Consider the following 24870-nt stretch of genomic DNA (forward strand, 5'->3'; position numbering starts at 1 on the left):
TTTCCCGGTCGATACGTGATTTTTGCAGTCAGGCTCAGGCCGGCTCCGCTTCGGACGCTCGGTTGGGTTGCCGCGTCGCACCGGCGAGCACGACCACCAGCAGCGCCGAGCACAGCACCGGCAGCGCCGCCGCATGAAACAGCGCGGCATTCGACCAGTTCAACGCGATCAGCTGTCCGCCGACGAGCGGGCCGATCACGGAACCGATCCGGCCAATGCCGAGACTCCAGCCGATGCCGGTCGAGCGCAGCGCGGTCGGATAGAAATGCCCGGCAAGCGCATTGACGGCCGGCTGTCCGCCGACCACACAGAAGCCGCCCGCGAACACGACGACGAGCAGCCACGGCAGCACATGCGCGACCGCACCGATCGTGCCGACTGCGACCGTGGCTACCGCGAAGCACGCGAACAGCACGCGCACGAAACCCATGCGCTCGATGAACCAGCCGAGCAGCAGCGTGCCGATTACACCGCCCGTCTGCAGCACCGTGCCGACGATCACGGCCGTGCCCGGCGTGTAGCCGGCGTCGCGCATTACGGTGGGCAGCCAGTTCGACAGGAAGTACAGCACGATCAGGTTCATGAAGCTGATCGCCCACAGAATCAGCGTGACCGGCCCCCGGCCCGCGCGGAACAACTCGGCGACCGGCGCGCCGTCGCTGCGCTTTTCGCTGACGACGAGGCGCGTGTTCGCGTCGATCGGCAAGGCCGGGTCGAACTTCGCAAGCCAACTCACCGCGCGCTCGCTGCGGCCCTTCAGCGCCAGAAACTGCAGCGACTCTGGCAGCATCGCCAGCATCGCGAACGCGAGCAGAAACGGCACCGCGCCGCCAACCCAGAACACCGCGCGCCAGCCATAGGCCGGAATCAGCGCAGCGCTGACGAAGCCGCCGACCGCCGCGCCGAGCGTGAAGCCGCACGACACCAACATCATGCGCTTGACGCGATGCGCGGGCGTCGAGAATTCGCCCACCAGCGCCATCGCGTTCGGCATGATGCAGCCGAGCCCGAGACCCGTGATGAAACGCAGCGTGATCAGCGCGGGAATCGTCGCTACGAACGGCGTGGCGAGCATCGACAGCGAGAAGAAGAACGTCGCGCCGATCAGCACCGGTCGGCGGCCGATGCGGTCGGCCAGCACCGACAGCCCGAGCGCGCCCAGCAGCATGCCGAACAGGCTCGCGCTGAAAACCGGGCCAAGCGCGGTTTTTGCGACGTGCCATTCGGCGATTACGCTGGGCGCGACATAGCCCATCGCCTGCGCGTCGAAACCGTCGATCAGCAGACACAGCCCGCACAGTGCAAGCAGCATCGCCTGAAAAGTCGGGCGATCGGTTTCAGCGAGCACGCGCTCGACTTCGATCACATTGGCGGCGGGTTGGTCACTCATTGGGTCGTCCCCTCAGGCTGGCTAAAATTGCGTTTTACGAATAGTAAAACGAATTACGAATAGTGAAACTAACGTATACCCTTGGAAACACGCCCGCGAACCTCGTCATTCCGCGCTCAGCCCCGGCCGATAAGCGTGAGGCCAATAACGATATGAGCATTTTGTTAATCTGCGCAGGGCCCGTACTGCTACCATCAGTGAATGCGGCCATCGCGTCGCGCTGCCACGCGCCCGGTGCGCGTTCATCGTCGCCTTTCATATGCCTTCATGATTTCGCCGACCATCCCCGATCTGATCGCCCGCGCCGCTCATCACCCGTTTCTCGGCGAGCATCTGGCATTGGGGCAAGGCGCGCACGCCGGCATCGCGCTCGCGCATTTCGACGGCATCGAGCTGACGAGTGCCTACGAGCCGATCTTCGACATCAGCGTGCACGCGCTTGCGCAGTCGCTGTCATGCGGCCCGGAAGGGGTCGACCGCTTCGGTGATGAACTCGGCTTTCAGGCGGTCACACACCGGCTCGACGCGCCGCCGTTCGAGGTGTTCGATCCGTTCGACAACATCGCCGACGATCAGCAGCTGGTCGCGCTAGACCGCATGTCGCGCGCGCTGCACGCAATCAACTTCTTCGGCCCGCAGCGGCATGGGTTGCTGTTTCTGCGGGTGCACGAGAGGCTGTTGAAGAGCGTGAAGTACGACCACGGCCGGCATTTTTCGAGCGTGCTGACCTCGTTCAATTTGAGTCCGACGCGCATCGTGATCGAGTTGCCGGCGGCGGCGGTCGCACACAAGACGTTCCTGGGCTATCTGACGCGCAGCTATCAGCACTACGGGTTCAAGGTGGCGGGCAATCTGTCGAACGCGGGGCAGATCCTGTCGGTATCCGAAACCGCGCGGCTCGACTTCATCAAGATGGATGCGGCGGCCGCATTGCGCGACGCGACCGTGAAGCCGCTCGTCGGCTACGCGGGCCGGCTGCGGGTGCCGCTGATTTTCAATCGCGTGATGGATGAGGCGCAATTCTCCGCGCTACAGCAGTACGACGTGCGGTTCGTGCAAGGGCCATTATTCAACGCGCATTATCACGACCGGGCGGCGTGACACGGTGTGGGCCCGGTTAGCCGGGGCGCCCCGGCATTACCTCAGCCCGGCTCCCCCAGCCGCGCCGCGAGCGCCTTCAGGCGCGGCGCGACATTCTCGCGAAATACTTCCTCCCCCATCGACGACGCCGGCCCGCTGCAGCTGAGCACGAGCCAGCGCTTTTCGCGCGGCTCGCGAAACGGCACCGCGACTGCGTTCACGTCGTCATGCCACGCACGAAACGAGTAGCAGCATCGCTCGTTCGCGAACGCGGCGATCTCCTGTTCGGCTTCGGCGACGAGCATCGCCCCCACTCTGCCAGCCGCTTTTTTCAGTTCCGCGAGTAACGCGGTACGCACGTCGGGCGGCTGCACGGCGAGATAGGCGCGGCCCATCGAGCTCGTCAGCATCGACAGTTTCGAGCCGGATGCGAGGCCGAGCGTCAATGCGGTTTCGCTGCGAATCGTCTCCAGATACACCATGTCGAGCCCGTCCCGGCACCCGAGCGAGACCGCCGCGCCGACCTCGCGCGCCAGGCTGCGCAGGTGCGGGCGCGCCAGTTCGAGCATGTCGGTGCCCGACAGCAGCGCGAAACCGAGCGACAGCACGCCCGCGTCGAGCGCATATTTGCCGTGTCTCTCGTCCAGCCGCAGATAGCCGAGCACGGTCAGCGTGTAGGCGAGCCGGTTCACGGTTGCCTTCGGCAACCCCGTGCGTTCGACGAAATCCCGATTGCCGAGCATCGTCTCGCCTGGCCGGAACACGCGCAACAGGTCCAGCCCGCGAGCAAGGGCGACGACAAATTTGCGTTCGTCGAGCGGAGCGCAGAAAGTGGATGGCAGCGTCATAGGGTGATACACTCGGGCGTCGTTTGCAAAACATTGTTTCGCAAAGCGGAACTCTAGTCAAGCTGGTTCTGAGCAGGAAATCAGGAGATACGTCATGGCCGTAGCCGCGCAGTTTCACTGGGAAGACCCATTGCTGCTGGATCAGCAGCTCACCGAAGACGAACGTATGGTGCGCGATGCCGCTGCGGCTTACTCGCAGGACAAGCTGCTGCCGCGCGTGCTGGAGGCGTTCCGCCACGAAAAGACCGATATCGGGATCTTTCGCGAAATGGGCGAGCTTGGCTTGCTCGGTCCGACGATTCCCGAACAGTACGGGGGCCCCGGTCTGAACTATGTCGCGTACGGGCTGATCGCGCGTGAAGTGGAACGCGTCGACTCCGGCTATCGCTCGATGATGTCGGTGCAGTCGTCACTGGTGATGGTGCCGATCTACGAATTCGGCTCGGACGCGCAGAAGGAAAAATATCTGCCGAAGCTCGCGCGCGGCGAGTGGATCGGCTGCTTCGGCCTGACCGAGCCGAACCACGGTTCCGATCCGGGTGGCATGGTCACGCGCGCGAAGAAGGTCGATGGCGGCTACTCGTTGTCGGGCTCGAAGATGTGGATCACCAATTCGCCGATCGCGGACGTGTTCGTCGTATGGGCGAAGCTCGAGGAAGACGGCGAGGACAACATCCGCGGCTTCATTCTCGAGAAGGGCTGGAAGGGTCTGTCGGCACCGGCGATCCACGGCAAGATCGGTCTGCGCGCGTCGATCACCGGCGAGATCGTGCTCGACGAAGCGTTCGTGCCGGAAGAGAACATCATGCCGGGTGTCAGCGGCCTGCGCGGTCCGTTCACGTGTCTGAACTCGGCGCGCTACGGCATCGCCTGGGGCGCGCTCGGGGCGGCCGAAGCGTGCTGGCACATCGCGCGTCAGTACGTGCTCGATCGCAAGCAATTTGGCCGGCCGCTCGCCGCGAACCAGCTGATCCAGAAGAAGCTCGCCGACATGCAGACCGAAATCACGCTCGGCCTGCAAGGCGTACTCCGCCTCGGCCGCATGAAAGACGAAGGCACGGCCGCAGTCGAAATCACCTCGATCATGAAGCGCAATTCGTGCGGCAAAGCGCTCGACATCGCCCGCCTCGCGCGCGACATGCTCGGCGGCAACGGTATTTCGGACGAGTTCGGCGTCGCCCGTCATCTGGTGAACCTCGAGGTCGTCAACACCTACGAAGGCACCCACGACGTTCACGCGCTGATCCTCGGCCGTGCGCAGACCGGTATTCAGGCGTTCTTCTGATTCCGATGCTGGTGCATCGATAATGCCAAAAAGCCGGTTCCTTCGAACCGGCTTTTTGGTTCATGCCGCGCCGCTTACGGGTTCGGCTGCGGCGTCAGGCGCAGGTACGGACGCAACGCCTTGTAGCCCTTCGGGAATTTCTGCTTGATGACTTCCTCGTCCTTCAGCGACGGCACGATCACGACGTCATCGCCCTGCTTCCAGTTGCCCGGCGTCGCGACCGAGTGACTGTCGGTCAGTTGCAGCGAATCGATCACGCGCAGCACTTCGTCGAAGTTGCGGCCGGTGCTCGCCGGATACGTGATGATCAGACGCACCTTCCTGTTCGGATCGATGACGAACAGCGAGCGCACCGTGAACGTTTCGTTCGCGTTCGGATGAATCATGTCGTAAAGCCCGGAGACCTTGCGATCCCCATCCGCGAGAATCGGAAAACCGACGTTGGCGGCCTGCGTCTCGTTGATGTCCTTGATCCACTCCTTGTGCGACTCCGCGCTGTCGACCGACAACGCGATCGTCTTCACGTTGCGCTTTTCGAACTCGCCCGCGAGCTTCGCGGTCAGGCCCAGCTCGGTCGTGCAGACCGGCGTGAAGTCGGCCGGATGCGAGAACAGCACGCCCCAGCTATTGCCGAGCCACTCGTGGAACCTGATGCGGCCAATGCTCGACTCCTGTTCGAAATCCGGCGCAATGTCGCCAAGACGTAGACTCATAGTGCATCTCCTGTAGGTATTCGGAAGGTATCCGGATAAGGTCGCGGGCGTGTGCCCGCGGCGGCCCGTCACGATAAAGCATAAGGCCGCGGTGGTACATGGCGAACCAACATCGCGTCAGGACTTTATGCCTTTTTGTAATTTTCTCCCGTTTGACGGAAACTTTGCGGGACAGATCAACTCAATCCGATACCGGGCTGGAACAGAGTGCCCTCAAACGGGTGTCTGGACGCCACACGCTGCCGGGAACGGATCGTGCGGCTGCGGCATGCAACCGGCACTATGCTCGCCAGCGACCGTTTCTTTGGTTACGATTTACGCGTAGCGTGAGACAAAGGGAGCTGTCAATGTCGGAAGTCAACAAGGAGAGATTGATGTCGGATATCAAAACCGTCCTCGCGGACGCTGAAGACCTGCTGAAACAGGCCGCGAGCGCTACCGGCGAACGCGCGTCGGAACTGCGCGAAACCGCGCTGACGCGCCTGAAGCAGGCGAAAGAAAAGGCAGCCGACGTTCAGGTCGTGGTCGTCGAAAAAGGCAAGAAGGCCGCCCGCGCCACCGACGACTACGTGCACGAGCATCCGTGGGCGTCGATCGGCATCGCCGCGGGCATCGGCGTGGTGGTCGGTTTGCTGATCAATCGCAAGTAAAGGCCGGTGAGGCCGCCGGAGCAGGCATGTCCGGCGCACCGGCGACACGGGCGGACCGGCGCGAGCCTCGCCGGTCCGCTTCTGCTGGCGCGCGCGCGCCGGCCAGGCCCTCACGCGCAACGCCCACAGCCATGACGACCGAAACACACTCGCAGCGCGCAGAACGCAGCCCGTTGCGCCGCATTCTCAGTTCCGTGTTTGCGATCCTGCAGACGCGGCTCGAACTGGCGGGCATCGAACTCGCCGAAGAAAAAGACCGCCTGCTCGGCGTGCTGTTTCTCGGTCTTGCCGCGATGATGCTCGCCACGATGGCCTTGATCGCGTTGACCGCACTCGTCGCCATTGCCTTCTGGGACACCTACCGATGGCAGGCGCTTGCCGGCATCACCGCGGTCTACGCGATTGCCGGGCTCGCCTGTGCGCTGAAGGCGCGCAGCGGTTTGCGCAACGCGCCGATGGTATTCGAAGCGACCATCGCGGAGTTCGAAAAGGATCGCGAAGCGTTTCGCAGCCGCGACTGATGGGAAAGTTCGTCTGCATCCGATCCATCGCCTCACCCTCACTGCCGCCGACACGCCATGAGCCCCTCCCGTCCTGATACCGCCTTTCGTAACAAGCGCCATCCGTCGAAGGATCTGAGCGCGCCGCATCTGCGGGCGCTGCGCAAGGAATTGCTGCTCGTGCGCGCGGACGTCGAGCGCGTCGAGCTCGCACAGGCCACCTTCGAACTGCGCCAGGCCGTCACGCATTTCAGCTGGCTCAGGTTCGTGATCCCCGGCTTCGGCGGCGTGCGCGTCGGTAAAGGGCCAAAGGCGAGCGTGCTCAACGCGGGCACGATCGGCGCGTTGCTCAAGCAGTACCCGCTCATCAGCTCGATCGCTTCGCTGTTGCTCGCCAAACCGCTGCGCGCGACGGTCGTCGCGAGCGCGAAACCCGCGCTCAAGTGGGGCAGCCTTGCGCTCGGCGCGTGGGAAGCGTTCCGGATCTGGCAACAGATGAAGAACGAGTCGGCGGCGGCGCGGGCGGCCGCGGCGGCTTCCGCTACGGCGCAGTCGGCGGCGACGCAGGACGATTCGATGCGAAGCGGCTATTGAGGTCGTGGCCGCTGCGGGTGGCAGCGATCTATCGGACCTCCCGCTCGCAAGGTTGCGCGTGTCGGCCTTCAATCACCCGCTAACTGGTATTCCAGCATTCGCTGCTTGTGGGCGTCGCGCCGCTCGCATCGTTTCTATTGCCTCGCTGACCCGTCGCATCTAGCGTGAACGTGCCGCACGGGTCGTCGCGCATCGGGCCCGCTTCCGCGGGCGCCGCTTCGATCGAATAGCCGCCGTTCGTATCGTCCGCGGGCAGCACGCGCACTCGATACACCGGGGCGCCGAACTGCGGCGCCTGATCGATACCCGGTGGCAAGGCCGGCGCCCCATCGCTCGCCGCGGCCTCGACGAATTGCGCAGCCCGATATAACGCCGACGCCGCATCGATGCGATGCGTGCGCGCAATGTGGCTGCGATACGAAGGAATCGCAAACGCGGCGAGCGTGGCGGCAATCGCGAGCGCGATCACGAGTTCGAGCAGCGTGAATGCGGATGTGTTCGGCCTTTTCATACGTGTCCAGTCGGTGCGTTCTTCAGAATGGTCTTGCTGCAACGCTCCGCCAATGACGTTCGATCGCGCCATCTTCGGTCACGACCTCCATCTGCAACCAGACCTGCGACTCGCTGCTCCGCCCGAAGCCGCGCGCGGTCAGCAGATAAGCGCTGGCGTTGGGTCGACTCGCGAGACGCCAAGGCTCGATCAGGCATTGCGGCGCGCGCGATGATCCCGGCCATTGCGCCACAGGCGTGATGGCGCCTGCGTCGAACGCGGTTTCAAGCCTCCATTGAGTCGGCTCGCCGAATATGAGCGGTGCATCGGGCGCGTCGCCACTTGCCGATAGCACGTTGCGCTCGCACAAGCTCAGCGCCGAATCCGCCGCGTGGAAAGCCTGCAGATAGTCGCGCACATTGGTCGCCGCGCGAGCGGCCGCGAGCGATGTTTCGAACCATATCGCGGACGTGGCGAGCATCATGGCCGAGATCAACAGCACGATGGCTAGCACGACGCCGCGTTGATGTGCCCGTCGGGCACCGCCCCGACAATTTTGCCTGCCTAATTGTTTCGCTGTTCCGCCTGGCCCGCCGCATATGTCGTACGCGCGGCCGCGTTGCGTTGCTGTGTCGCGATCCATCACGACGACACCTCCGCGCGATTACGCAGCGCAACTCGGCGGGAAAACACCTGTCGAGGCCGCAAGTCGGTACCGAGTGTACTCACGCCATCGCAGTCGATGTACTTCGAACGCTGTCCTTGCGGCGCGCCGCGCACCAGCACGCAGACATCGACCGCAACGACGTTCGCCCATTGATCCGCCGCCACGGCCGACGCAGTCACCGCATTCGCCGCGCCGTCCAGCCAGTAGCGCAACCGCACGCGCTCGACGCCTTCGACCAGCGGCTGCGCGGACCCCGCATTGCCGCTGCCCACGCAGTAAAGCTCCGGCTCGCCCGTCGAGCCGCTGACGTTGGCGAAGTAGCGATTGACCACCGGCGCGCCCTCATCGCCAAGGACCGCGTCGCTGCTTTTGACGGCTTGTCCGACACAGTCGGTGACCTGACCGCTCGACGATGGCCATGTCGATACGACGTCTGCGACGTAACGGATCGCGACGCCATCGGAGCCGGTGCTCAACGTGGTGCAAGCGAGGCTATCGTCGGCGCCGGTCGGACGACCGCCCGAGCAGCCGAATAGCGCAGGCGCCGCGTTGTAGCCAATGATATTGGCAGGAACGAAGCCGGCCATCTGCAATTGCTGGCCGATCAGCATCAGCGCGGTCAAGCCCGCTTCGCGAATCCGGGTCGCGTTGCTCGCCTGCACGAACGCGTTGCGCTGCGCCGTGTAAAGGGACACGGCGCCCGCGATCACGATCAACCCGAGTGCCATCGCGATCAGGAATTCGATTAGCGTATGACCGAGTGGGCAATGCGGCCGCTTCATTTCGCGAACGCCAACGCGACACACGACGATCCAGCCGGTGCATCGACGTCGCCGCAAGGCTCCGCCGGCTCGGCGCTCGCATCGCCCAAAGCGGGCCGGTCCCGCACGGACGCCCACGTCACGCGCGCCGCCGCGACCGCGCCGCTCTCGCCAATCGATGCGTCGCCGTGCGGCAGCAGAACGCTCGCCCAGGTGCGCCATTGATTGAGCGCGACATCGCCCGTGGAAGGCGTGCGCGTCGCTTCGGCAATCGAGTCGGCTATCCACGCGGCGCTCTCGCGCAGCGTCATCGCGCGCGCTTCGCGTGCGGTCCACACCTGAACCGCGATCAAACCCAGCGCGCTCACCGCGACCAACGCGACCGCCAGCATCACCTCGATCAACGAGCTGCCATTACATGTCGATGCGTGCACACGCAAACCGGTCTTGAATGCGGGCTGTCTCATGACGTCGCTCCGCACGCGCCCTCCGAGATCCGCGCGCGACCTCCTGCAGCGACACTGATACAGCGCCGCCACGGGTTCCCCTGCATCGATTTCGATGGGCTTCGCGGCGCGATATCAAAACTTCGAAACGCGCCGATCAGTTGCCCAGCCGGCGGCGTGAACGTCATATCCGTCTGCACGCCGGTGATGCTCACCGCCGCGAGCGCCGGCTGCGCGCGCAACAACGACGGCTTGCCGCCACGTTCGGCGAATACGGCCCAGCCGCAGGCCCAATCGGCGATGCCGCCGGCGCAGGCTTGGCCCGACACGAGACAGACGCGCGCTGCATCGACGCGGCACACCGTGATGCGCGCACCGCGCCGCAGCGCCTCGCTGCGGGCGTAGGCGAACGTGGACAGCAGCGCCTTCGCGCGCGCGTCGACCTGATCGCGCATATGCCATGCGGCGAACGACGGCACCGCCATCACGGCCATCAGCATCACGAGCGCTGTCACCGCCAGCGTTTCGACGAGTGTGAAACCGGCGCGCGATGGCCGGTAAATCCCCTTGAATTTCATCTGCATCCCTGAGCGTTACGAACGGATGCAGCCAATCTAGCGATTTGCGAGCGCGCCGACCATCGTCCGAACGGCCAGGTGGCATTCAGACGTTAGCGGGCGCAACAATGCACGTGACGATCGATCACGGAGGCGGGAGAAGCGATGCGTGAAAAAAAGCGCGAAATGCGCGAGGCGATGGATGCGCATGACCGCAGCTCAGCTGCGAAACGCGTGCGCTCAGCGCTTGCGGGAAGGCTTGGGCGGGGAAGAGGCGCGGCGGAATTCCTCGATCACGTCCTCGAATTCGGAGACGTCTTCGAAGCGCCGGTACACGGAAGCGAAACGGACGTAAGCGATCGTGTCGAGCGCGCGCAACTCGTTCATCACGAGTTCGCCGAGGCGCTCGCTACGCACCTCTCGCTCGCCGCTGCCGAGCAGCTGATACTCGATACGGGCGACAGCCGCTTCGATCGCGTCCACCGCAACCGGGCGCTTGCGCAGCGCCAGTTGCATGCTCGCGACGATCTTGCGGCGATCGAATTCCGTGCGCGTGCCGTCCTTCTTGACGACCGACGGCAACGCCAGCTCGACCCGCTCATACGTCGTGAAACGCTTGTCGCAGGCCGGGCAGCGGCGGCGCCGGCGGATCGTCGCGCCGTCTTCGGATACGCGCGAGTCGACGACTTGCGTATCGGCGTGGCGGCAGAAGGGGCAATGCATGGTTTAGCCGTAAACCGGAAAGCGCTTGGTCAGATCGGCGACCTGAGCCTTCACGCGCTCGACCGTCGCGGCATCTTCCGGGTTGTCCAGCACGTCGGCGATCAGGTTGCCGACCTGCTCGGCTTCCTTCACGCCGAAGCCGCGCGTGGTCATGGCCGGAGAACCGAGGCGGATACCCGAGGTCACGAACGGCTTTTCCGGATCGTTCGGGATCGCGTTCTTGTTGACAGTGATGTGTGCCGAGCCGAGTGCCGCTTCCGCGGCCTTGCCAGTGATCTTCTTCGCGCGCAGGTCGACCAGCATCACGTGGCTTTCGGTGCGACCCGACACGATGCGCAGACCGCGCTTGACCAGCGTTTCAGCAAGCACACGCGCGTTCTCGACGACCTGCTGCTGATACGCCTTGAATTCCGGCGAAAGCGCTTCCTTGAACGCGACGGCCTTCGCGGCGATCACGTGCATCAACGGACCGCCCTGGATGCCCGGGAAAATCGCCGAGTTGATCGGCTTCTCGAACTCGGCCTTCATCAGGATCACGCCGCCGCGCGGGCCGCGCAGGCTCTTGTGCGTGGTAGTGGTGACGAAATCCGCGTGCGGCACCGGGTTCGGATAAACGCCCGCGGCGACGAGACCGGCGTAGTGCGCCATGTCGACCATGAAATAGGCGCCGACCGACTTCGCGATCTTCGACATGCGTTCGAAATCGATGCGCAGCGCGAACGCGGACGCGCCCGCTACGATCAGCTTCGGCTTGTGTTCTTGCGCGAGCTTCTCGGCGGCGTCGTAGTCGATGTCTTCGGCTTCGTTCAGGCCGTAGCTGACCACGTTGAACCACTTGCCCGACATGTTGACCGGCGATCCGTGCGTGAGGTGGCCGCCGTGCGCAAGGCTCATGCCCATGATCGTGTCGCCCGGCTTGAGCATGGCGAAGAACACGCCCTGGTTCGCCTGCGAGCCCGAGTTCGGCTGCACGTTCGCGGCTTCGGCGCCGAACAGCTGCTTCACGCGGTCGATTGCCAGCTGCTCGGCAACGTCGACGTATTCACAGCCGCCGTAGTAGCGCTTGCCCGGATACCCTTCGGCGTACTTGTTCGTGAGTTGCGAGCCTTGCGCGGCCATCACGGCCGGGCTCGTGTAGTTTTCCGACGCGATCAGTTCGATGTGCTCTTCCTGACGGCGGTTTTCCTGCTCGATGACCTTCCAGAGTTCAGGATCGACGTTGGCGATGGTGCTTTGGGCTCTGTCAAACATACGGGTTCCGTTGAGTGTTTTCAGGTTGACCGGATCGTGCGCCGAATCCTGCGTAGAGGGTACACAGCGGGGTACGCAGCGCTGTGGGCGGCGAGGCTTGCCCTGACGTGGCGAGTGGAGAGTCGCCGCATGCGCGAGGCAGGCCAGCCACCGTCAGCGCAGATTAATGCGCGCGGTTCACGGCTGCCCAGGCGAACGGCAAAACGGCACCCTGCGCTTCACGGTGGGTTGTTCCACCTTGAACCCGATTGGTTGAATCGGCTGAGTCGGACGACTCGGTTCTATCGCCAGTCACGCAGGGTCGAGCGCGTTAGTGTATTGGAAGAGACCCGAATAGGCAACCGACTTGCGGATGCTCCGGCGGCCCCTGGCGGGGCCTCCGGACGGTCCGGCGGCCCCGCCGCGCAACCATCTGAGGAAAGCTCGCCGGTCGCGCCGCGCACCCGTTGCGCGCCGCCGCGGCAGCCGCCGATCCGGCTCGTGCATCCTTGCCGCAGCGTGGCATTGGAAGTACGCTTTGGGCCTTTGTCTCTTACCGACCAGGGAACTGCAATGATCGTGTTTGTCACAGGAGCGTCGGCCGGATTCGGCGCCGCCATCGCCCGCTCGTTCGTCAAGGGCGGCCATCGTGTCGTCGCCACTGCACGCCGCAAGGACCGTCTGCAAGCACTCGCCGACGAGCTCGGCGACGCGCTGCTGCCGTACGAGCTCGACGTGCGCGATCGCGCCGCCGTCGAAGCCGTGCCCGCCTCGCTGCCGGCGGACTTCGCCGCGCTCGACGTGCTCGTCAACAACGCCGGCCTCGCGCTCGGCACCGAGCCGGCTCACAAGGCAAGTCTCGATGAATGGAACACCATGATCGAGACCAATTGCACGGGCCTCGTGCAGGTTACGCATGCGCTGTTGCCCGGCATGGTCGAGCGCAACCGCGGGCATATCTTCAATCTGGGTTCGGTGGCGGGCCGCTGGCCGTACGCGGGCGGCAACGTGTACGGCGCGACCAAGGCGTTCGTGCGCCAGTTCAGCCTGAACCTGCGCGCCGAGCTCGCCGGCACCGCGCTGCGCGTGACCGACATCGAGCCGGGTCTGTGCGGCGGCACCGAATTCTCGAACGTGCGTTATCGCGGCGACGACGACAAGGCCGCCAAGGTCTACGAAAACGTGCAACCGCTGACGGCCGAAGACATCGCCGATTCCATCTACTGGATCGCCACGCGCCCAGCCCACGTCAACATCAACACCATCGAGCTGATGCCGGTCGCGCAGTCGTTCGCCGGTCTGTCCGTGCATCGCGGCTGAGTTTGAAGGCGGGCGGCGGCGGCCGCCGCTACCATCGGTCGCGCCGCCGCCCATCATCGTGCTGGCTTTTTCCTGCGGCACGTCGATAGCCGCTCCGCCAGTCCCGGCGCGGCCGGCAAAGCCGGCTCCTATCGCCGCCGACGCCCGCCACAAGCAACTCACACTTCGAAACAGACCCCGGGTTGTGCGTTCCGGTAGAATGCGCCGCATGAATATGTCGACCAGCCAGCCAGGCACGGAAATCGGCTATACGTGGCCCATCCGCGTGTACTACGAAGATACCGACGCCGGCGGCATCGTGTTTTACGCCAATTACCTGAAATTTTTCGAACGCGCTCGCACCGAATGGCTGCGCGCGTGCGGCGTCGACCAGCATCGGCTTGCGGAAGAAAACGACGCGATTTTCATCGTGCGCAGTACCGCGGTCGATTACCGGGCTCCGGCCCGGCTCGACGACATCGTGAAAATTGTCAGCCGGATCGAGCGTCTTGGCCGAGCTTCGGTAGACTTCGTGCAGGAAGCATGGCGCGAAGGCACGCTGCTTGCCACCGGTTCGGTCAGGGTTGGCTGTGTGGACCGCGCGACGCTGCGGCCAGCCGCAATCCCGCCCGCGGTTCTCGCCGCGCTGCGGCACGGGCCGGGCCCTGGCGAGAGCGCGGACTGAACGGCGGCGGGCATGTCAACGGACGATACCTGAGCCTCGTTGTTACGGGGCCAGTGAACTCATACCGGTCAGGTAACACAAAGCATGGTTCGGCTTCGATATCGCCGAAGCTTCCGTTTTGCCCACGGCAAGCTTGAAGCGGCCTTGCAGCCGGACGCCCCCTTCCCGGGACGTTAAAACGAACCTTTATGAACACTACACAAGATCTGTCGATCGTTTCACTTGTACTCAACGCGAGCCTGCTGGCCCAGGCCGTCATGGCTCTGCTGCTGTTGCTGTCGCTACTCTCCTGGACTTTCATCTTTCGCAAGTGGTTTGCGATTCGCCGGGCGCGCGCGCAAACTGAACGCTTCGAGCGTGATTTCTGGTCGGGCGGCGACCTGCAGGCCCTGTATCAGAGCGCCGCGAACAACCGTCACACGATCGGCGCGCTCGAGCGGATTTTCGAGTCCGGTATGCGTGAATTCCTGAAGGGCAAAGAGAAGCGCCTGAACGATCCGGGCGCGATTCTCGACGGCGCCCGGCGCGCGATGCGCGCGGCGTTCCAGCGCGAAATGGACGTGCTCGAAGCGAATCTCGCGTTCCTCGCGTCGGTCGGTTCGGTCAGCCCGTATATCGGTCTGTTCGGCACGGTGTGGGGGATCATGAATGCGTTCCGCGGCCTCGCCAATGTGCAGCAGGCCACGCTCGCGAACGTCGCGCCGGGCATCGCCGAGGCCTTGACCGCCACCGCGATCGGCCTGTTCGCCGCGATTCCGGCCGTGGTCGCCTACAACCGCTACGCGCACGACATCGACCGTCTGGCGATCCGTTTCGAAACCTTCATCGAAGAGTTCTCGAACATCCTGCAGCGCCAGGCACACTGAGGAGGCCAAGATGGCAGGCTCCCGTTCCTCCAGCATGCGCGGCTCGCGCTCGCGTCGCGCAATGGCCGACATCAACGTCGTGCCGTACATCGACGTGATGCTCGTGCTGCTAGTGATCTTCATGGTCACGGCGCCGCTCGTCGCGCCGTCGATCGTCAATCTGCCGACCGTCGGCGGCGCGGCGCCCCAACAGCAGACGCCACCCGTAATCGTCAACATCCGCGCCGACGGCAACATGAGCGTCAAGTACAAGGACGACTCCGGCACGCAGCAGCAGGAAGACATGACGAAGGCTGGCCTCAACGGTTTCATCGCCGATCGGGCACAATCGCACCCCGATCAGCCCGTCGTGATCGCCGCCGACAAAACCGTGAAGTACGAAGTCGTGATGAACGTGATGTCCGAGCTGAAGGCTCGGGGCGTCAAGCGCGTCGGATTGCTCGTCAAATCGCAATGATCCGCAAGAACTCCGAATACCCGCTTCAGCCGCCGCGTGAACGCGGCACCGGGCGAGCTTTTCTGTTCGCGCTGGTGATGCATGCGCTGCTCGGATTCTTCCTGTATCACGGCATCCAATGGCAGAACAGCACGCCCGAGGGCGAGCAAGCGGAACTGTGGACAGAGGTGCCGGATTCCGCGATTCCGCGTCCCGTCGTCACGCCGCCGCCCGCGCCGGTCGCCCCTGCTCCGCCCGTGCGCGACGAACAGGCCGACATCGCGCTGCAGGAAAAGAAGCGCCAGCAGCAGGAAGCGGCTCGCGCGGCCCAACTGGCCGAACAGCAGCGCCAGTTGAAGCTGAAAGAGCAGCAGGAAGCGGAAGCGAAGCGTCAGCAACAACTGGCGGCCGAACAGGCGGCCCAGCTCGCGGCGCAGAAGGCCGCGAAGCTCAAGCAGCAGCAGGCGCAACAGCAGCAACAGCAGCAGGCCGAGAAGCTCAAGCAACAGCAGCTCGCCGAGCAGCAGAAGCAACAGCAACTGAAAGAACAGCAGGAGCAGCAGCAAAAGCAGGCTCAGGCAGAAGCGCAGAAGAAGGCCGAGGCGGAGAAAGCGGCGAAGGCCAAGGCGCAAGCCGATGCGGCCGCGCAGGCGAAAAAGCAGATCGACAACGAACGTCGCGCGCGGCTTGCGCAGATGCAGGGTCTCGCTGGCGGCGTGGGCGGCAGCAGTTCGAGCAGCAACGGACTGGGCAAGAGCGGAACGGGTAGCGGCTCGGGCGGCACGGCGGCATCGCCGGGTTACGCGGACAAGGTACGACGGCTGGTGCTTCAGCATGTGAACTGGGGCGGCGAAACGGAAGGTCTCGAGACCGTGATCGCCGTGCGTTGTTCGCCGGACGGCAATCAGTTGAGCGCAAACATTACCCACAGCAGCGGCAACGCCGCGTGGGACGCCGCCGCGTTGCGGGCGGTGAGAGCCTCCGATCCGATGCCTCGGGACGTCAATGGCAAGACGCCGGACTACTTTACTATCACGCTGCGTCCGGCGGCTTGATGTGCAGGCTGACAGCCGACCGGCGGCCAACGCCGCGCCCCACCCGGCGCGGCGTTGCGCGGGAACGAAATAGCCGTTTTCCGGTCTGTCTGCTGTCTTCGAGTATTAAGTAAAACCGTTTTGAGGAACCCATACAGCATGAGTTTGATGACCAAGCTAGGCCTGCGAACACTCGTGGCAACGTGCCTGATCGGCGTCGGCGGCGCCGCCAACGCACAACTCAACGTCCTCGTGACGGGCGTCGGATCCACTCAGTTTCCGATCGCAACGGCGAATTTCGCCAATGAAGCGAACTCCCCGCAGCAGGTCAGCACGATCGTGCGTCAGGATCTGCAACGCAGCGGCAAATTCACGAATATCGACGCAGGCTCGACGCCGGTGTCCGAGACCGATTCCGTCGACCTCGGCGCATGGAAGGCGAAGGGCGCCAACGCGTTCGTCGCGGGCAGCGTGAACCGCCTGCCGAACGGCCAGTACGAAGTGCGCTTCAAGCTGTACGATACGGTCAAGGGCGAAAGCCTCGGCGGCCTCGTGCTGGTGAGCCCGGAAAGCGGTCTGCGCATGAGCGCGCACAAGGTCGCGGACTACATTTACGCCAAGCTCATGGGCAATCGCGGCGTGTTCGCCACGCGCCTGTCGTATGTGATCAAGTCGGGCAACCGCTACCAGCTGCAGATCTCGGATTCGGACGGTCAGGACGCGCACATCGCGCTGTCGAGTCCCGAGCCGATCATCTCGCCGGCCTGGTCGCCCGACGGCACCAAGGTCGCTTACGTGTCGTTCGAGAAGAAGAAGCCGATCGTCTATATCCACGACCTGCCCACGGGCCGGCGCATCGTCGTATCGGACCAGAAGGGCAACAACAGTGCGCCGGCGTGGTCGCCGGATGGCCGCACGCTCGCCGTCGCGCTGTCGCGTACCGGCAATACGCAGATTTTCGCGGTCAACGCGGACGGCAGCGGTCTGCGTCGTCTGACGCAAGGCAGCTCGATCGACACCGAGCCGACCTACTCTCCTGACGGTCAGTGGATCTATTTCACGAGCGACCGCGGCGGCGCACCGCAGATCTACAAGATGCCGGCGCAAGGTGAAAGCGCGGGCGGCGCGCAACGCGTCACGTTTACGGGCAGCTACAACACCAGCCCGCGTGTGAGTCCTGACGGCAAGGAGCTTGCCTACATCTCGCGCGTCGGCGGTGCGTTCAAGCTGTACATCCAGGACCTGCAAGGCGGAACCGCCACGGGCCTGACGGACACGACACATGACGAATCGCCAAGCTTCGCGGCGAACGGTCAGTACATTCTTTACGCCACTCAGGTGAACGGCCGTGGCGTGTTGGCCGCAGTATCGACCGACGGTCGCACTCGGCAGGTCCTGTCCGTTCAGGGGGGCAGCGTACGCGAGCCGTCCTGGGGCCCGTTTATGCAATAACGTTGATGCAATAACACAAGGAGAGTAATCAAATGATGTCCAAACTTCGTTTCGCATTCGCCGTCGTGATGGTCGGTGCACTGGCCGCATGTCACTCGGGCGTCAAGCTCGACGAAAACGCCAACAAGGGCGCTGGCTCGGCCCAACCGAACCCGAACGACGTCGCGACGGTCAACGTCGATCCGCTGAACGATCCGAACAGCCCGCTCGCGAAGCGCAGCATCTACTTCGACTTCGACAGCTACTCGGTGAAGGATGACTATCAACCGCTGCTGCAACAACACGCGCAATATCTGAAGAGCCACCCGCAGCGTCACGTGCTGATCCAGGGCAACACCGACGAGCGCGGCACCAGCGAATACAACCTCGCACTCGGCCAGAAGCGTGCTGAAGCCGTGCGTCGTTCGCTGTCGCTGATGGGCGTGTCGGATTCGCAAATGGAGGCCGTGAGCCTCGGCAAGGAAAAGCCGCTGGCAACGGGTCATGACGAAGCGTCGTGGGCACAGAACCGCCGCGCCGACCTCGCATATCAACAGTAAGTCAACGGGTGATGAGCCGAATGACGCATCGTTTCTCCTGGCTGCGGTTTGCCGCAGTGGCCTGCGTCGCAGGCACGGCCCTCACGGCCGTGCCCGCCCATGCGGGCATGTTCGACGACGATCAGGCCCGCCAGGCCATTCTCGATCTGCGCTCGAAGACCGATAGTCTGTCGAGCCAGCTATCGGCGGCGCAACGCACGATCCTCGATCAGTCCAACCGTCTCGACCAGCTCAACCAGCAGGTCGCGACGCTGCGCGGACAGAACGAGGACATGGCGAACCAGCTCACGACGCTGCAAAAGCAGCAGAAGGACTACTACACCGATCTCGACACGCGCCTGAAGAAATTCGAGCCGCAGCAGCAGACGGTGGACGGCGTCCAGGGCGAGGTGCAGCCGGGTGAAACAGATGCGTTCAACGCGGCTTCACAGCAATTCCGCAGCGGCGACTTCAAGAACGCGGCGGCATCGTTCCGCAGCTTCATCTCCAAATATCCGAACAGCCCCTATCAGCCGACCGCGCAATACTGGCTCGGCAACGCGCTGTATGCGCTGCGCGACTACAAGGGTTCGACGGCGGTTTGGCAAGGTGTCGTGAAGAACTATCCGCAGCATCCGCGTGCACCGGAAGCGCTGCTCGCGATCGCGAACAATCAGCTCGAACAAGGCCAGAAGGCCGCGGCGAAAAAAACGCTCGAGCAGATCGTCGCGCAATACGCCGGCTCGGACGTCGCGCAGTCGGCGCAGAACAAGCTGTCGCAGATCAAGTAGATCGTGGTGTTGGATTGATCACGTTTTGATGTAGTTGGCAGTAACGCGCAGTGTCCGAATTGATAACCACGCGCGCCTCTCGCTGGAAAGCCCGGGTAGTGATGCCCGGGCTTTGCATTTTGGGCCGATGGTCTTGCAGAGTTGACAGGGCATTGGTGCGCCGATATAATTTCGCTTCTCTTTTGGGTCGTTAGCTCAGCTGGTAGAGCAGCGGACTTTTAATCCGTTGGTCACAGGTTCGAATCCCGTACGGCCTACCAAAAGATTCGAGGGCTGACATGCGAAAGCACGTCGGCCCTTTTCTTTTTCCTTTGCCCGCGTGTGCAAACAGGTACGCGCGCGGTAAACGAGCCGCCTCTTCCCGCCCGCCTCAATGTAGCCTACCGTTCAGGCACTGCCCTCCGCCCTCCAACACCGCCAAAAAACACCCGGCATCGCGCAACGACATCGCGCCAACGCGGCAGCGCATTCTTATCTTTTTAGTAATTTTCGATTCATGTTTGTGCCACGGGTGGTTTGTAGCCTCGCGACTTGCAATACCGGCTGCAACTTTTAAAAAATTTCACCCACCCTACTCAAACACACAGAATGCAAACCACCCTGAAGGCGCTTCCGATCGCGTTTCTGATCTCCGCCATCTACGGCTGCGGCGGCAGCACCCAAAACACGAGCACAAGGCACCACGAGCAGCACCCCGGCCACGACGACGACGCCCTCGACTTCCGCCAGCAACTACACGGCTGGCAACCTGCTGGTCTCGCGCACAGCCTATGACCCGGCGTTCGCTCTGAGCGGCACACTGCCTTATAACGCGACGCCCACGAGCACCAATGCAGCCCCCGTGACCGAAACGCTGTCTGAGCAGTTGTGGGTCGACTTCAAACTCGACGACCACGAATGATGATCCGCTAACGCCCCACCGTACCCAAGACGTCATTCGCTCAACGGAATGGAGTCCATGCTCCCAATCTATACGCAGTACTAGTCTGAATCCACTCGACGTGAAACCGAAACAAATCCTGTCCACACTGATCGCCGGCAGCGTCGCTTCCCTGCTCGCGCTGTCGAACGTCCATGCGGCGACGGGCGCCAACGCCGATCAATTCGAAATCGCGAAACGCTATGGCCTCGAAGGCGGCGAGCGTTGGGATTACGTGGCGTACGACGCAGTTCGGCAGCACCTCTTCATCAGCCGCGACAGGCACGTGCAGGTGATCGATACGCGCACCGGCAAACCGGTCGGCGAGATCGCCAACACCGACGGCATGCACGGCTTCGCGTTCGTGGAGGACCTCAAGCTCGGCTTCGTCACCAACGGCCGCGCCAATACGGTGAGCGTCGTCGATCTCGACACACTCAAGGTCGTCGACAGCATCAAGGCCGCGGGCCCCAATCTGGACGGCATCCTCTACGTGCCGGCCTTGCGGCGCATCTTCGTGAGCAATGGCCACGACGGCAGCGTCAGCGCAATCGACGTCGCGACGCGCAAGGTGGTCGCCACGATGAGCGTGGGTGGCAAGCCGGAGGCGCTCGCGGCGGACAGCCACGGGCACGTGTTCGTCAATGTGGAAGATCGCGCCGAGATCGTCGAGATGGACGGTCGGTCCTCGACGGTGCTGGCGCATTGGCCACTCGCGCGGTGCGAGTCGCCGACCGGACTCGCGATCGATCCGGCGAGCGAGCGCCTGTTTTCGGTTTGCGCCAATCACCGCATGATGAACGTCGATGCTACGTCGGGCCGTCGCGTGGCCGAGGTGCTGATAGGTGGTCACCCCGACGCGGCGGCTTTCGATCCGGCCTTGAAGCTCGCGTTCAGTTCGAGCGGCGCGGACGGCACGCTGACGATCGTGCATGAAGACAATGCGGACCGTTACACGGTCGCGCAGAACATGCCAACGCTGGAAGGCGCGAAAACGATCGCGCTCGATGAACAGCAGCACCGGATCTATCTGGTGTCGTCGAAGTTCGGCGCGGCCGACCCGGCCACGGCTGCCAATCCTCATCCGCGCTCATCCGCGCGCGACGGTCATCCCCGGCACGTTCGAAGTGCTCGAGACGCAGCTCAAGGCACGCTCACGCGCGGCATCGACGCACGGCCGCCCGTTGATCGCGGCGGCGCATCAGACATCGGTTCGCCTAGATGAGGCCGTGCGCGACGCCGCTCGACGTCGCCCAGCGCTCGCTGTCGTTCGACACGCCGAAATCGGCGGCCCGTAGTGAAACGGTGGCCGAGCAGGCCGTCCCACGCTTTGCGCTGGCGCGCGCGAGGATGCGCTGCTCGTGCACGTAGAAGAATTCGAGTTGGCGCGCGTCGGACGCTTTTCGTTCGAGCTCGAACACATCCTCGAACACGCGCCGCGACAGGTGAAAACGCTGAAGTCCGCGGCCAAGCCGGATCTGAAAGACAACACCGTCGCTGTTATGCGGCACCGCTGCCCAGATAAGCGGAATGCTACTCATGGAGCCCCCGTAACTGGATCTTCACGTCAGGAACATTGACGATTTCATCCTCGCACGGATAAACGCACGGCGCGACTTGTCAAAATTAAACAACGTTGATTTGGCGTTTTCGCGACAGTGGCAGGTGTTGCGACGCAACGCCCCATTGATCGACGACGCACCGATCTGGAACGAATCCTTACTCGACAGCAGTCCGTCGCTTGCGCCGCGCGGTCGTTCGTCGGGTACGATGCAATGCGGCCCGATTTAATTTGCCACGCTTCTCGCTGTCTTTTCGGTGGCCGGCCATGCAGGGAATCATTCGCTTTTGCGTCGTCGGGAATCCACACGCAAGGAATATGCGTTGGCTCGTTTGCGTCTTGCCACGAGCCGCCTTATGCGCGCTGAGTCAGAAGCTGAAAAGACGCTCGCCACTTGCTGGATGAAGGCGTGGGCAAGCGTCATCGGCGATGCGCAGTTCCCTAAGCTTCCTTACCGACCGGCCACACCCAAAGCGAGGCGGCGCTCCCCGCCAAGGGCCCGCGATTGACATCTGCCGTCGCTCGAACTGAATGGCGACGCGGCGACATCGTCGCGCACTCCGACCCATTCACTTGACCGTATGGTTCGCCACCTCACTGACCGTCTACGCCCTCTGCTCGCATGATCGCTTCACGACGCCTTAGAGCGTTCGCGACAAAGACAGCAACAAAGAAGAGACGACAAAACGGCGAGCGCGGGACCCGAGATGAGTCAGCAGATCATCAACACCGGCTTGCAGCAACTGCGCGATAAGGTCTCGCCTTATCGATGGTATCCGACGTTGCAGATCGGCATTTCTTGTCGCTTCTGAGGTGCAGCGCACGGAAACCGTCGCAGTACTATAAATTTGCAAAGGACTTTTCACATTCCGATTGCATAAAAAACAAACGAAAGAAAGAGCGATACGACCTTCGCTTTTTCTGGTTATTTATCGAGATGAAAAGATATGCAATGATCGCCGCCGAATCAGCGGAGCATGTCTGAACCTTGCGCGAGCATACGTTCCGGCAACCCCACGGCGTATTGCTTTTTCATTGAACCGATAATGACCACCTTTCTGTTCGATCTGCTGTCGAACCTCGCCTTGTTCGCCATCGTATCGATGGCCTGTCGACTGTATAACCGGTTCGGGTCGGGTGCCGCGTTGAGCGGCCCTGCGATTTTCATCGTGCTCGCGCTGGCCGCGTGCGTGCTCGACGGCTTGTTGACGTTCGTCGTGTTCGCCGACGCGCAGAACCGCTATGGACAATTCGCGCTGCCGATGTCGTTTCTTCAGCGTGCCGGCGCGTATGCGCTAGCGATCGTGATCGCGTTCTCGTGGCATCGGATGTCGAGGCGCCGGTGCGCCGTGAAAAACGCCCCGGACAACGCGGTTGTCATCCAGACGTCACCGTACTCCGAATCGCGGCTGCGCATGTGAACCCGGCACGCCCCGACCGGCTATTCACGTACGCCCCGCCATGTTTCATCTCTTTATTGCCGCGCGCGAGCGGTGCAGGAACGGTCCTTGCGCATGCGGGCGCCGTCGGCTATAACTCCCGAAGACCGCGCGTTGTGGGTCATGGCACCACCGTCGTTCAATCCGTTGATGGCAACCTGTAACGAGGAAACATCTTGGATATCGAAACCGTACGTGCATTCATCATGACCCGTGGCATCGACATCGGCACCAAGGTCGTCGGCGCAATCGTGCTGTGGCTCGTCGGCCGCTGGATCATCGGGCTGATCTCCAACCTGTCGCGCAAGCTGCTCGCACGCAACGGCCGGGTCGACCCGACACTCGCCCACTACCTCGCGTCGATTCTCGCCGGGTTGCTGAACCTGCTGCTCGTCCTCGCGATCCTGGAAATCTTCGGTGTGCAGACGACGTCGTTCGCCGCGTTGCTCGCCGGCCTCGGCCTAGCGATCGGTACTGCGTGGGGCGGCCTGCTCGCGCACTTCGCGGCCGGCGTGTTCATGCAGGTGCTGCGGCCGTTCAAGGTCGGCGATTTCGTCATGGCCGCGGGCGTCACCGGCACCGTGACGGAGTTGGGCCTGTTCGGCACCACGATCGTGACGCCGGACAACGTGACGACCATCATCGGCAACAACAAGATCTTCTCCGACACGATCTCGAACTACAGCGTGCTGCCGTTCCGGCGCGTCGAGCTGACCGCGAAGATCGCCAATGGCGTCGATCCGACCGATGCGATCGCGCGTTTGAAAGCCGCCGTCGCGAAGATTCCGAACGTGGCCGAAAACCCCGCGCCGGATATCGAGGTCTTGAGCTTCACGCCAGAAGGACCGCTGCTGTGCGTGCGCCCTTACTCGTCCAACCAGAACTACTGGCAGGTCTACTTCGACACCAATCGCGCGATCGTTCAGACCTTCAAGGAAGCCGGCTATCCGACGCCGGAAACGCCACTCGCACCGCGAGCGATCACGCGCGATTGATCTGATCGAACCTCCGCGCGCACCCGACACGGGTCGTCGGCATGGCGGCATGAAAAAAGGCGTCGCGAGATTCGCGACGCCTTTCGTGTTTTCAAGGCCCGAAATACCGCAAACAACTCGTCATCCACGCGTACTCGCGTTCGCGCCATTCTTGCGCAGCATCTTCCACAGCGCGCCGAGCACGATCGGCACGATCGCCGCGCCGATACCGACCAGCACGATCACGTTCAGATACTGACGGATGAACGGGATGTTGCCGAAGAAATAGCCGAGCAGTGTCAGCAGCAGCACCCACGACAGCGCGCCGACAACGTTGAACATCTGGAAGCGGCTCCACGTCATCGACGACGCGCCCGCGACGAACGGCGCAAACGTCCGCACGACCGGGATGAAACGCGCGAGCACGATCGTCTTGCCGCCGTGCTTTTCATAGAAGTTGTGAGTCTTCTGCAGCGCGGCGCGATCGAGAAAGCGCTCGAGCACCGGAATGTGCGTATTGAACACGCGCGGTCCGATCGCGCGGCCGATCAGATAGTTGGTCGTATTGCCCGAGACCGCCGCCACCAGCAGCAACAGGATCAGCAGCCCGAGATGCATGTGCCCGGTCGCGCAGAACGCGCCGCCGATGAACAGCAGCGAATCGCCCGGCAGAAACGGCAGCACCACGAGCCCCGTTTCAGCGAACACGATCGCGAACAGCACCGCGTAGACCCAGACACCGTACACGTGAATGAAGTCTCCGAGAAACTTGTCGATGTGCAGGACAAGATTGGCGAAATGTAGCAGCGTATCCAAGGAACGTCCTTTTAAACCGGTATGTGCGTAGAGGGAAAACGGCCGCCGCGCGACCCAGCAACAAGGGCAGCAAGCGGCGAGCCGACCGCTGCGAATTGACCGCGACATGATACCGAAAGTGCCTCGGGTCGAATGAAAATCTGCTG

At 63.2% G+C, this 24870-nt stretch carries 29 protein-coding genes, 1 tRNA gene and 1 riboswitch; of the genes, 18 read left to right on the forward strand and 12 right to left on the reverse strand.

Translation table 11 applies throughout. The features are described 5' to 3' along the window. Nucleotides 1-34: 34 nt before the first annotated feature. Nucleotides 35-1390, reverse strand: a complete 1356-nt coding sequence (locus OKW45_RS29750) for an MFS transporter (RefSeq protein WP_429472709.1) — start codon at nt 1388-1390, stop codon at nt 35-37. A 267-nt stretch (nt 1391-1657) separates the two neighbouring features. On the opposite strand from OKW45_RS29750, the gene OKW45_RS29755 reads away from it, so the two are divergent. Further along, nucleotides 1658-2491: an EAL domain-containing protein gene (locus tag OKW45_RS29755; RefSeq protein ID WP_429472710.1), complete on the forward strand. Its 834-nt coding sequence runs from the start codon at nt 1658-1660 to the stop codon at nt 2489-2491. Nucleotides 2492-2532: 41 nt separating this feature from the next. On the opposite strand, the gene OKW45_RS29760 is transcribed toward OKW45_RS29755, so the two are convergent. Beyond that, nucleotides 2533-3318 (reverse strand): IclR family transcriptional regulator, encoded by a 786-nt coding sequence (locus tag OKW45_RS29760; RefSeq protein ID WP_429472711.1) that lies wholly within the window; start codon nt 3316-3318, stop codon nt 2533-2535. Nucleotides 3319-3412: 94 nt separating this feature from the next. On the opposite strand from OKW45_RS29760, the gene OKW45_RS29765 reads away from it, so the two are divergent. Next, on the forward strand, nt 3413-4603 hold the full coding sequence (locus OKW45_RS29765; RefSeq protein WP_018419518.1) for an acyl-CoA dehydrogenase: 1191 nt from the start codon (nt 3413-3415) through the stop codon (nt 4601-4603). 74 nt (nt 4604-4677) lie between these two features. On the opposite strand, the gene OKW45_RS29770 is transcribed toward OKW45_RS29765, so the two are convergent. Next, the gene (locus OKW45_RS29770; protein ID WP_429472712.1) at nt 4678-5316 is read right to left on the reverse strand and encodes a peroxiredoxin; all 639 of its coding nucleotides are present in this window, start codon (nt 5314-5316) and stop codon (nt 4678-4680) included. Between the two features lie 347 nt (nt 5317-5663). Here OKW45_RS29770 and OKW45_RS29775 point away from each other — a divergent pair, with 347 nt between their 5' ends. The 3 genes from OKW45_RS29775 to OKW45_RS29785 all read left to right on the forward strand — a co-directional run bounded on the left by OKW45_RS29775 (nt 5664) and on the right by OKW45_RS29785 (nt 7060). Next, nucleotides 5664-5966 carry an ElaB/YgaM/YqjD family protein gene (locus OKW45_RS29775; RefSeq protein WP_026225611.1) on the forward strand — a complete coding sequence of 101 codons (303 nt, stop codon included), beginning with the start codon at nt 5664-5666 and terminating at the stop codon, nt 5964-5966. Between the two features lie 131 nt (nt 5967-6097). Beyond that, a complete protein-coding gene (locus OKW45_RS29780) occupies nt 6098-6487 on the forward strand; it encodes a phage holin family protein (protein WP_429472713.1) in 390 nt (129 codons plus the stop codon). A gap of 57 nt (nt 6488-6544) precedes the next feature. Further along, nucleotides 6545-7060 (forward strand): DUF3318 domain-containing protein, encoded by a 516-nt coding sequence (locus tag OKW45_RS29785; RefSeq protein WP_018419514.1) that lies wholly within the window; start codon nt 6545-6547, stop codon nt 7058-7060. Nucleotides 7061-7139: 79 nt separating this feature from the next. Here the strand turns inward: OKW45_RS29785 and OKW45_RS29790 are convergent, their stop codons facing one another. The 7 genes from OKW45_RS29790 to glyA form a co-directional block, all read right to left on the reverse strand. Next, nucleotides 7140-7571, reverse strand: coding sequence for a type IV pilin protein (locus tag OKW45_RS29790; protein WP_018419513.1), 432 nt, complete (start codon nt 7569-7571; stop codon nt 7140-7142). Between the two features lie 22 nt (nt 7572-7593). Then, entirely contained in the window at nt 7594-8064 is a 471-nt protein-coding gene (locus OKW45_RS29795) for a pilus assembly PilX family protein (protein WP_018419512.1), read from the reverse strand. A 128-nt stretch (nt 8065-8192) separates the two neighbouring features. Continuing rightward, nucleotides 8193-8999 carry a type IV pillus assembly protein gene (locus OKW45_RS29800; protein ID WP_018419511.1) on the reverse strand — a complete coding sequence of 269 codons (807 nt, stop codon included), beginning with the start codon at nt 8997-8999 and terminating at the stop codon, nt 8193-8195. Then, nucleotides 8996-9445, reverse strand: a complete 450-nt coding sequence (locus tag OKW45_RS29805; protein ID WP_429472714.1) for a type IV pilus modification PilV family protein — start codon at nt 9443-9445, stop codon at nt 8996-8998. The genes OKW45_RS29800 and OKW45_RS29805 overlap by 4 nt, the downstream gene beginning before the upstream one ends. Next, complete coding sequence (locus OKW45_RS29810) at nt 9442-10008, reverse strand: GspH/FimT family pseudopilin (RefSeq protein WP_429472715.1); 567 nt, start codon at nt 10006-10008, stop codon at nt 9442-9444. The genes OKW45_RS29805 and OKW45_RS29810 overlap by 4 nt, the downstream gene beginning before the upstream one ends. 213 nt (nt 10009-10221) lie before the next feature. After that, on the reverse strand, nt 10222-10704 hold the full coding sequence (gene nrdR, locus OKW45_RS29815) for a transcriptional regulator NrdR (RefSeq protein ID WP_008919734.1): 483 nt from the start codon (nt 10702-10704) through the stop codon (nt 10222-10224). A 3-nt stretch (nt 10705-10707) separates the two neighbouring features. Then, nucleotides 10708-11955, reverse strand: coding sequence for a serine hydroxymethyltransferase (glyA, locus tag OKW45_RS29820; RefSeq protein ID WP_184007510.1), 1248 nt, complete (start codon nt 11953-11955; stop codon nt 10708-10710). A 178-nt stretch (nt 11956-12133) separates the two neighbouring features. Beyond that, a riboswitch (ZMP/ZTP riboswitch) is annotated at nt 12134-12260 on the reverse strand. 247 nt (nt 12261-12507) lie between these two features. Between glyA and ydfG the strand changes: the two genes are divergently transcribed. From ydfG to OKW45_RS29875, 11 genes are all read left to right on the forward strand, one after another. Beyond that, nucleotides 12508-13254 (forward strand): bifunctional NADP-dependent 3-hydroxy acid dehydrogenase/3-hydroxypropionate dehydrogenase YdfG, encoded by a 747-nt coding sequence (gene ydfG, locus OKW45_RS29825; RefSeq protein ID WP_018419507.1) that lies wholly within the window; start codon nt 12508-12510, stop codon nt 13252-13254. Between the two features lie 199 nt (nt 13255-13453). Continuing rightward, entirely contained in the window at nt 13454-13918 is a 465-nt protein-coding gene (gene ybgC / locus OKW45_RS29830; protein ID WP_018419506.1) for a tol-pal system-associated acyl-CoA thioesterase, read from the forward strand. Nucleotides 13919-14106: 188 nt separating this feature from the next. Continuing rightward, nucleotides 14107-14784, forward strand: a complete 678-nt coding sequence (gene tolQ / locus OKW45_RS29835) for a protein TolQ (protein WP_006047860.1) — start codon at nt 14107-14109, stop codon at nt 14782-14784. Between the two features lie 10 nt (nt 14785-14794). Continuing rightward, nucleotides 14795-15241, forward strand: a complete 447-nt coding sequence (gene tolR, locus OKW45_RS29840) for a protein TolR (RefSeq protein ID WP_026225609.1) — start codon at nt 14795-14797, stop codon at nt 15239-15241. Next, complete coding sequence (tolA, locus tag OKW45_RS29845; RefSeq protein ID WP_429472716.1) at nt 15238-16275, forward strand: cell envelope integrity protein TolA; 1038 nt, start codon at nt 15238-15240, stop codon at nt 16273-16275. The genes tolR and tolA overlap by 4 nt, the downstream gene beginning before the upstream one ends. Nucleotides 16276-16413: 138 nt before the next feature. Next, nucleotides 16414-17706: a Tol-Pal system beta propeller repeat protein TolB gene (gene tolB / locus OKW45_RS29850; protein ID WP_018419503.1), complete on the forward strand. Its 1293-nt coding sequence runs from the start codon at nt 16414-16416 to the stop codon at nt 17704-17706. A gap of 32 nt (nt 17707-17738) precedes the next feature. Then, nucleotides 17739-18245 (forward strand): peptidoglycan-associated lipoprotein Pal, encoded by a 507-nt coding sequence (gene pal / locus OKW45_RS29855; RefSeq protein ID WP_018419502.1) that lies wholly within the window; start codon nt 17739-17741, stop codon nt 18243-18245. Between the two features lie 20 nt (nt 18246-18265). Continuing rightward, nucleotides 18266-19015, forward strand: a complete 750-nt coding sequence (gene ybgF / locus OKW45_RS29860) for a tol-pal system protein YbgF (RefSeq protein WP_184007500.1) — start codon at nt 18266-18268, stop codon at nt 19013-19015. A 184-nt stretch (nt 19016-19199) separates the two neighbouring features. Further along, a tRNA-Lys gene (locus OKW45_RS29865) sits at nt 19200-19275 on the forward strand. 328 nt (nt 19276-19603) lie between these two features. Beyond that, entirely contained in the window at nt 19604-19789 is a 186-nt protein-coding gene (locus OKW45_RS29870; RefSeq protein WP_429472717.1) for a hypothetical protein, read from the forward strand. 227 nt (nt 19790-20016) lie between these two features. After that, nucleotides 20017-21159, forward strand: coding sequence for a YncE family protein (locus OKW45_RS29875; RefSeq protein WP_429472718.1), 1143 nt, complete (start codon nt 20017-20019; stop codon nt 21157-21159). Here OKW45_RS29875 and OKW45_RS29880 read toward each other — a convergent pair. After that, nucleotides 21152-21475, reverse strand: a complete 324-nt coding sequence (locus tag OKW45_RS29880) for a hypothetical protein (protein WP_429472719.1) — start codon at nt 21473-21475, stop codon at nt 21152-21154. The two genes, OKW45_RS29875 and OKW45_RS29880, sit on opposite strands and share 8 nt — an antisense overlap. A gap of 1066 nt (nt 21476-22541) precedes the next feature. Here OKW45_RS29880 and OKW45_RS29885 point away from each other — a divergent pair. Together OKW45_RS29885 and OKW45_RS29890 are read left to right on the forward strand one after the other, a co-directional pair. Continuing rightward, on the forward strand, nt 22542-22916 hold the full coding sequence (locus OKW45_RS29885; protein WP_018419497.1) for a hypothetical protein: 375 nt from the start codon (nt 22542-22544) through the stop codon (nt 22914-22916). Nucleotides 22917-23110: 194 nt separating this feature from the next. Continuing rightward, a complete protein-coding gene (locus OKW45_RS29890; RefSeq protein ID WP_184002283.1) occupies nt 23111-23929 on the forward strand; it encodes a mechanosensitive ion channel family protein in 819 nt (272 codons plus the stop codon). A 120-nt stretch (nt 23930-24049) separates the two neighbouring features. On the opposite strand, the gene OKW45_RS29895 is transcribed toward OKW45_RS29890, so the two are convergent. Then, entirely contained in the window at nt 24050-24724 is a 675-nt protein-coding gene (locus OKW45_RS29895; RefSeq protein WP_429472720.1) for a VTT domain-containing protein, read from the reverse strand. Nucleotides 24725-24870 lie beyond the last annotated feature (146 nt).

The sequence above is a fragment of the Paraburkholderia lebeckiae genome, from assembly GCF_050436225.1.
GTDB lineage: Bacteria > Pseudomonadota > Gammaproteobacteria > Burkholderiales > Burkholderiaceae > Paraburkholderia > Paraburkholderia tuberum.

Bases quoted from the DNA above. Each gene is read 5' to 3' on its own strand.
- tolA (WP_429472716.1), top strand. From the start codon at position 15,238: ATGATCCGCAAGAACTCCGAATACCCGCTTCAGCCGCCGCGTGAACGC.
- ybgF (WP_184007500.1), top strand. From the start codon at position 18,266: ATGACGCATCGTTTCTCCTGGCTGCGGTTTGCCGCAGTGGCCTGCGTC.
- OKW45_RS29765 (WP_018419518.1), top strand. From the start codon at position 3,413: ATGGCCGTAGCCGCGCAGTTTCACTGGGAAGACCCATTGCTGCTGGAT.
- OKW45_RS29870 (WP_429472717.1), top strand. From the start codon at position 19,604: ATGCAAACCACCCTGAAGGCGCTTCCGATCGCGTTTCTGATCTCCGCC.
- OKW45_RS29880 (WP_429472719.1), bottom strand. From the start codon at position 21,475: ATGAGTAGCATTCCGCTTATCTGGGCAGCGGTGCCGCATAACAGCGAC.
- tolR (WP_026225609.1), top strand. From the start codon at position 14,795: ATGGCAGGCTCCCGTTCCTCCAGCATGCGCGGCTCGCGCTCGCGTCGC.
- pal (WP_018419502.1), top strand. From the start codon at position 17,739: ATGATGTCCAAACTTCGTTTCGCATTCGCCGTCGTGATGGTCGGTGCA.
- OKW45_RS29750 (WP_429472709.1), bottom strand. From the start codon at position 1,390: ATGAGTGACCAACCCGCCGCCAATGTGATCGAAGTCGAGCGCGTGCTC.
- OKW45_RS29760 (WP_429472711.1), bottom strand. From the start codon at position 3,318: ATGACGCTGCCATCCACTTTCTGCGCTCCGCTCGACGAACGCAAATTT.
- ybgC (WP_018419506.1), top strand. From the start codon at position 13,454: ATGCGCCGCATGAATATGTCGACCAGCCAGCCAGGCACGGAAATCGGC.
- OKW45_RS29780 (WP_429472713.1), top strand. From the start codon at position 6,098: ATGACGACCGAAACACACTCGCAGCGCGCAGAACGCAGCCCGTTGCGC.
- tolQ (WP_006047860.1), top strand. From the start codon at position 14,107: ATGAACACTACACAAGATCTGTCGATCGTTTCACTTGTACTCAACGCG.
- OKW45_RS29805 (WP_429472714.1), bottom strand. From the start codon at position 9,445: ATGAGACAGCCCGCATTCAAGACCGGTTTGCGTGTGCACGCATCGACA.
- OKW45_RS29770 (WP_429472712.1), bottom strand. From the start codon at position 5,316: ATGAGTCTACGTCTTGGCGACATTGCGCCGGATTTCGAACAGGAGTCG.
- OKW45_RS29800 (WP_018419511.1), bottom strand. From the start codon at position 8,999: ATGAAGCGGCCGCATTGCCCACTCGGTCATACGCTAATCGAATTCCTG.
- tolB (WP_018419503.1), top strand. From the start codon at position 16,414: ATGAGTTTGATGACCAAGCTAGGCCTGCGAACACTCGTGGCAACGTGC.
- OKW45_RS29775 (WP_026225611.1), top strand. From the start codon at position 5,664: ATGTCGGAAGTCAACAAGGAGAGATTGATGTCGGATATCAAAACCGTC.
- OKW45_RS29755 (WP_429472710.1), top strand. From the start codon at position 1,658: ATGATTTCGCCGACCATCCCCGATCTGATCGCCCGCGCCGCTCATCAC.
- nrdR (WP_008919734.1), bottom strand. From the start codon at position 10,704: ATGCATTGCCCCTTCTGCCGCCACGCCGATACGCAAGTCGTCGACTCG.
- OKW45_RS29790 (WP_018419513.1), bottom strand. From the start codon at position 7,571: ATGAAAAGGCCGAACACATCCGCATTCACGCTGCTCGAACTCGTGATC.
- OKW45_RS29810 (WP_429472715.1), bottom strand. From the start codon at position 10,008: ATGCAGATGAAATTCAAGGGGATTTACCGGCCATCGCGCGCCGGTTTC.
- OKW45_RS29885 (WP_018419497.1), top strand. From the start codon at position 22,542: ATGACCACCTTTCTGTTCGATCTGCTGTCGAACCTCGCCTTGTTCGCC.
- glyA (WP_184007510.1), bottom strand. From the start codon at position 11,955: ATGTTTGACAGAGCCCAAAGCACCATCGCCAACGTCGATCCTGAACTC.
- OKW45_RS29785 (WP_018419514.1), top strand. From the start codon at position 6,545: ATGAGCCCCTCCCGTCCTGATACCGCCTTTCGTAACAAGCGCCATCCG.
- ydfG (WP_018419507.1), top strand. From the start codon at position 12,508: ATGATCGTGTTTGTCACAGGAGCGTCGGCCGGATTCGGCGCCGCCATC.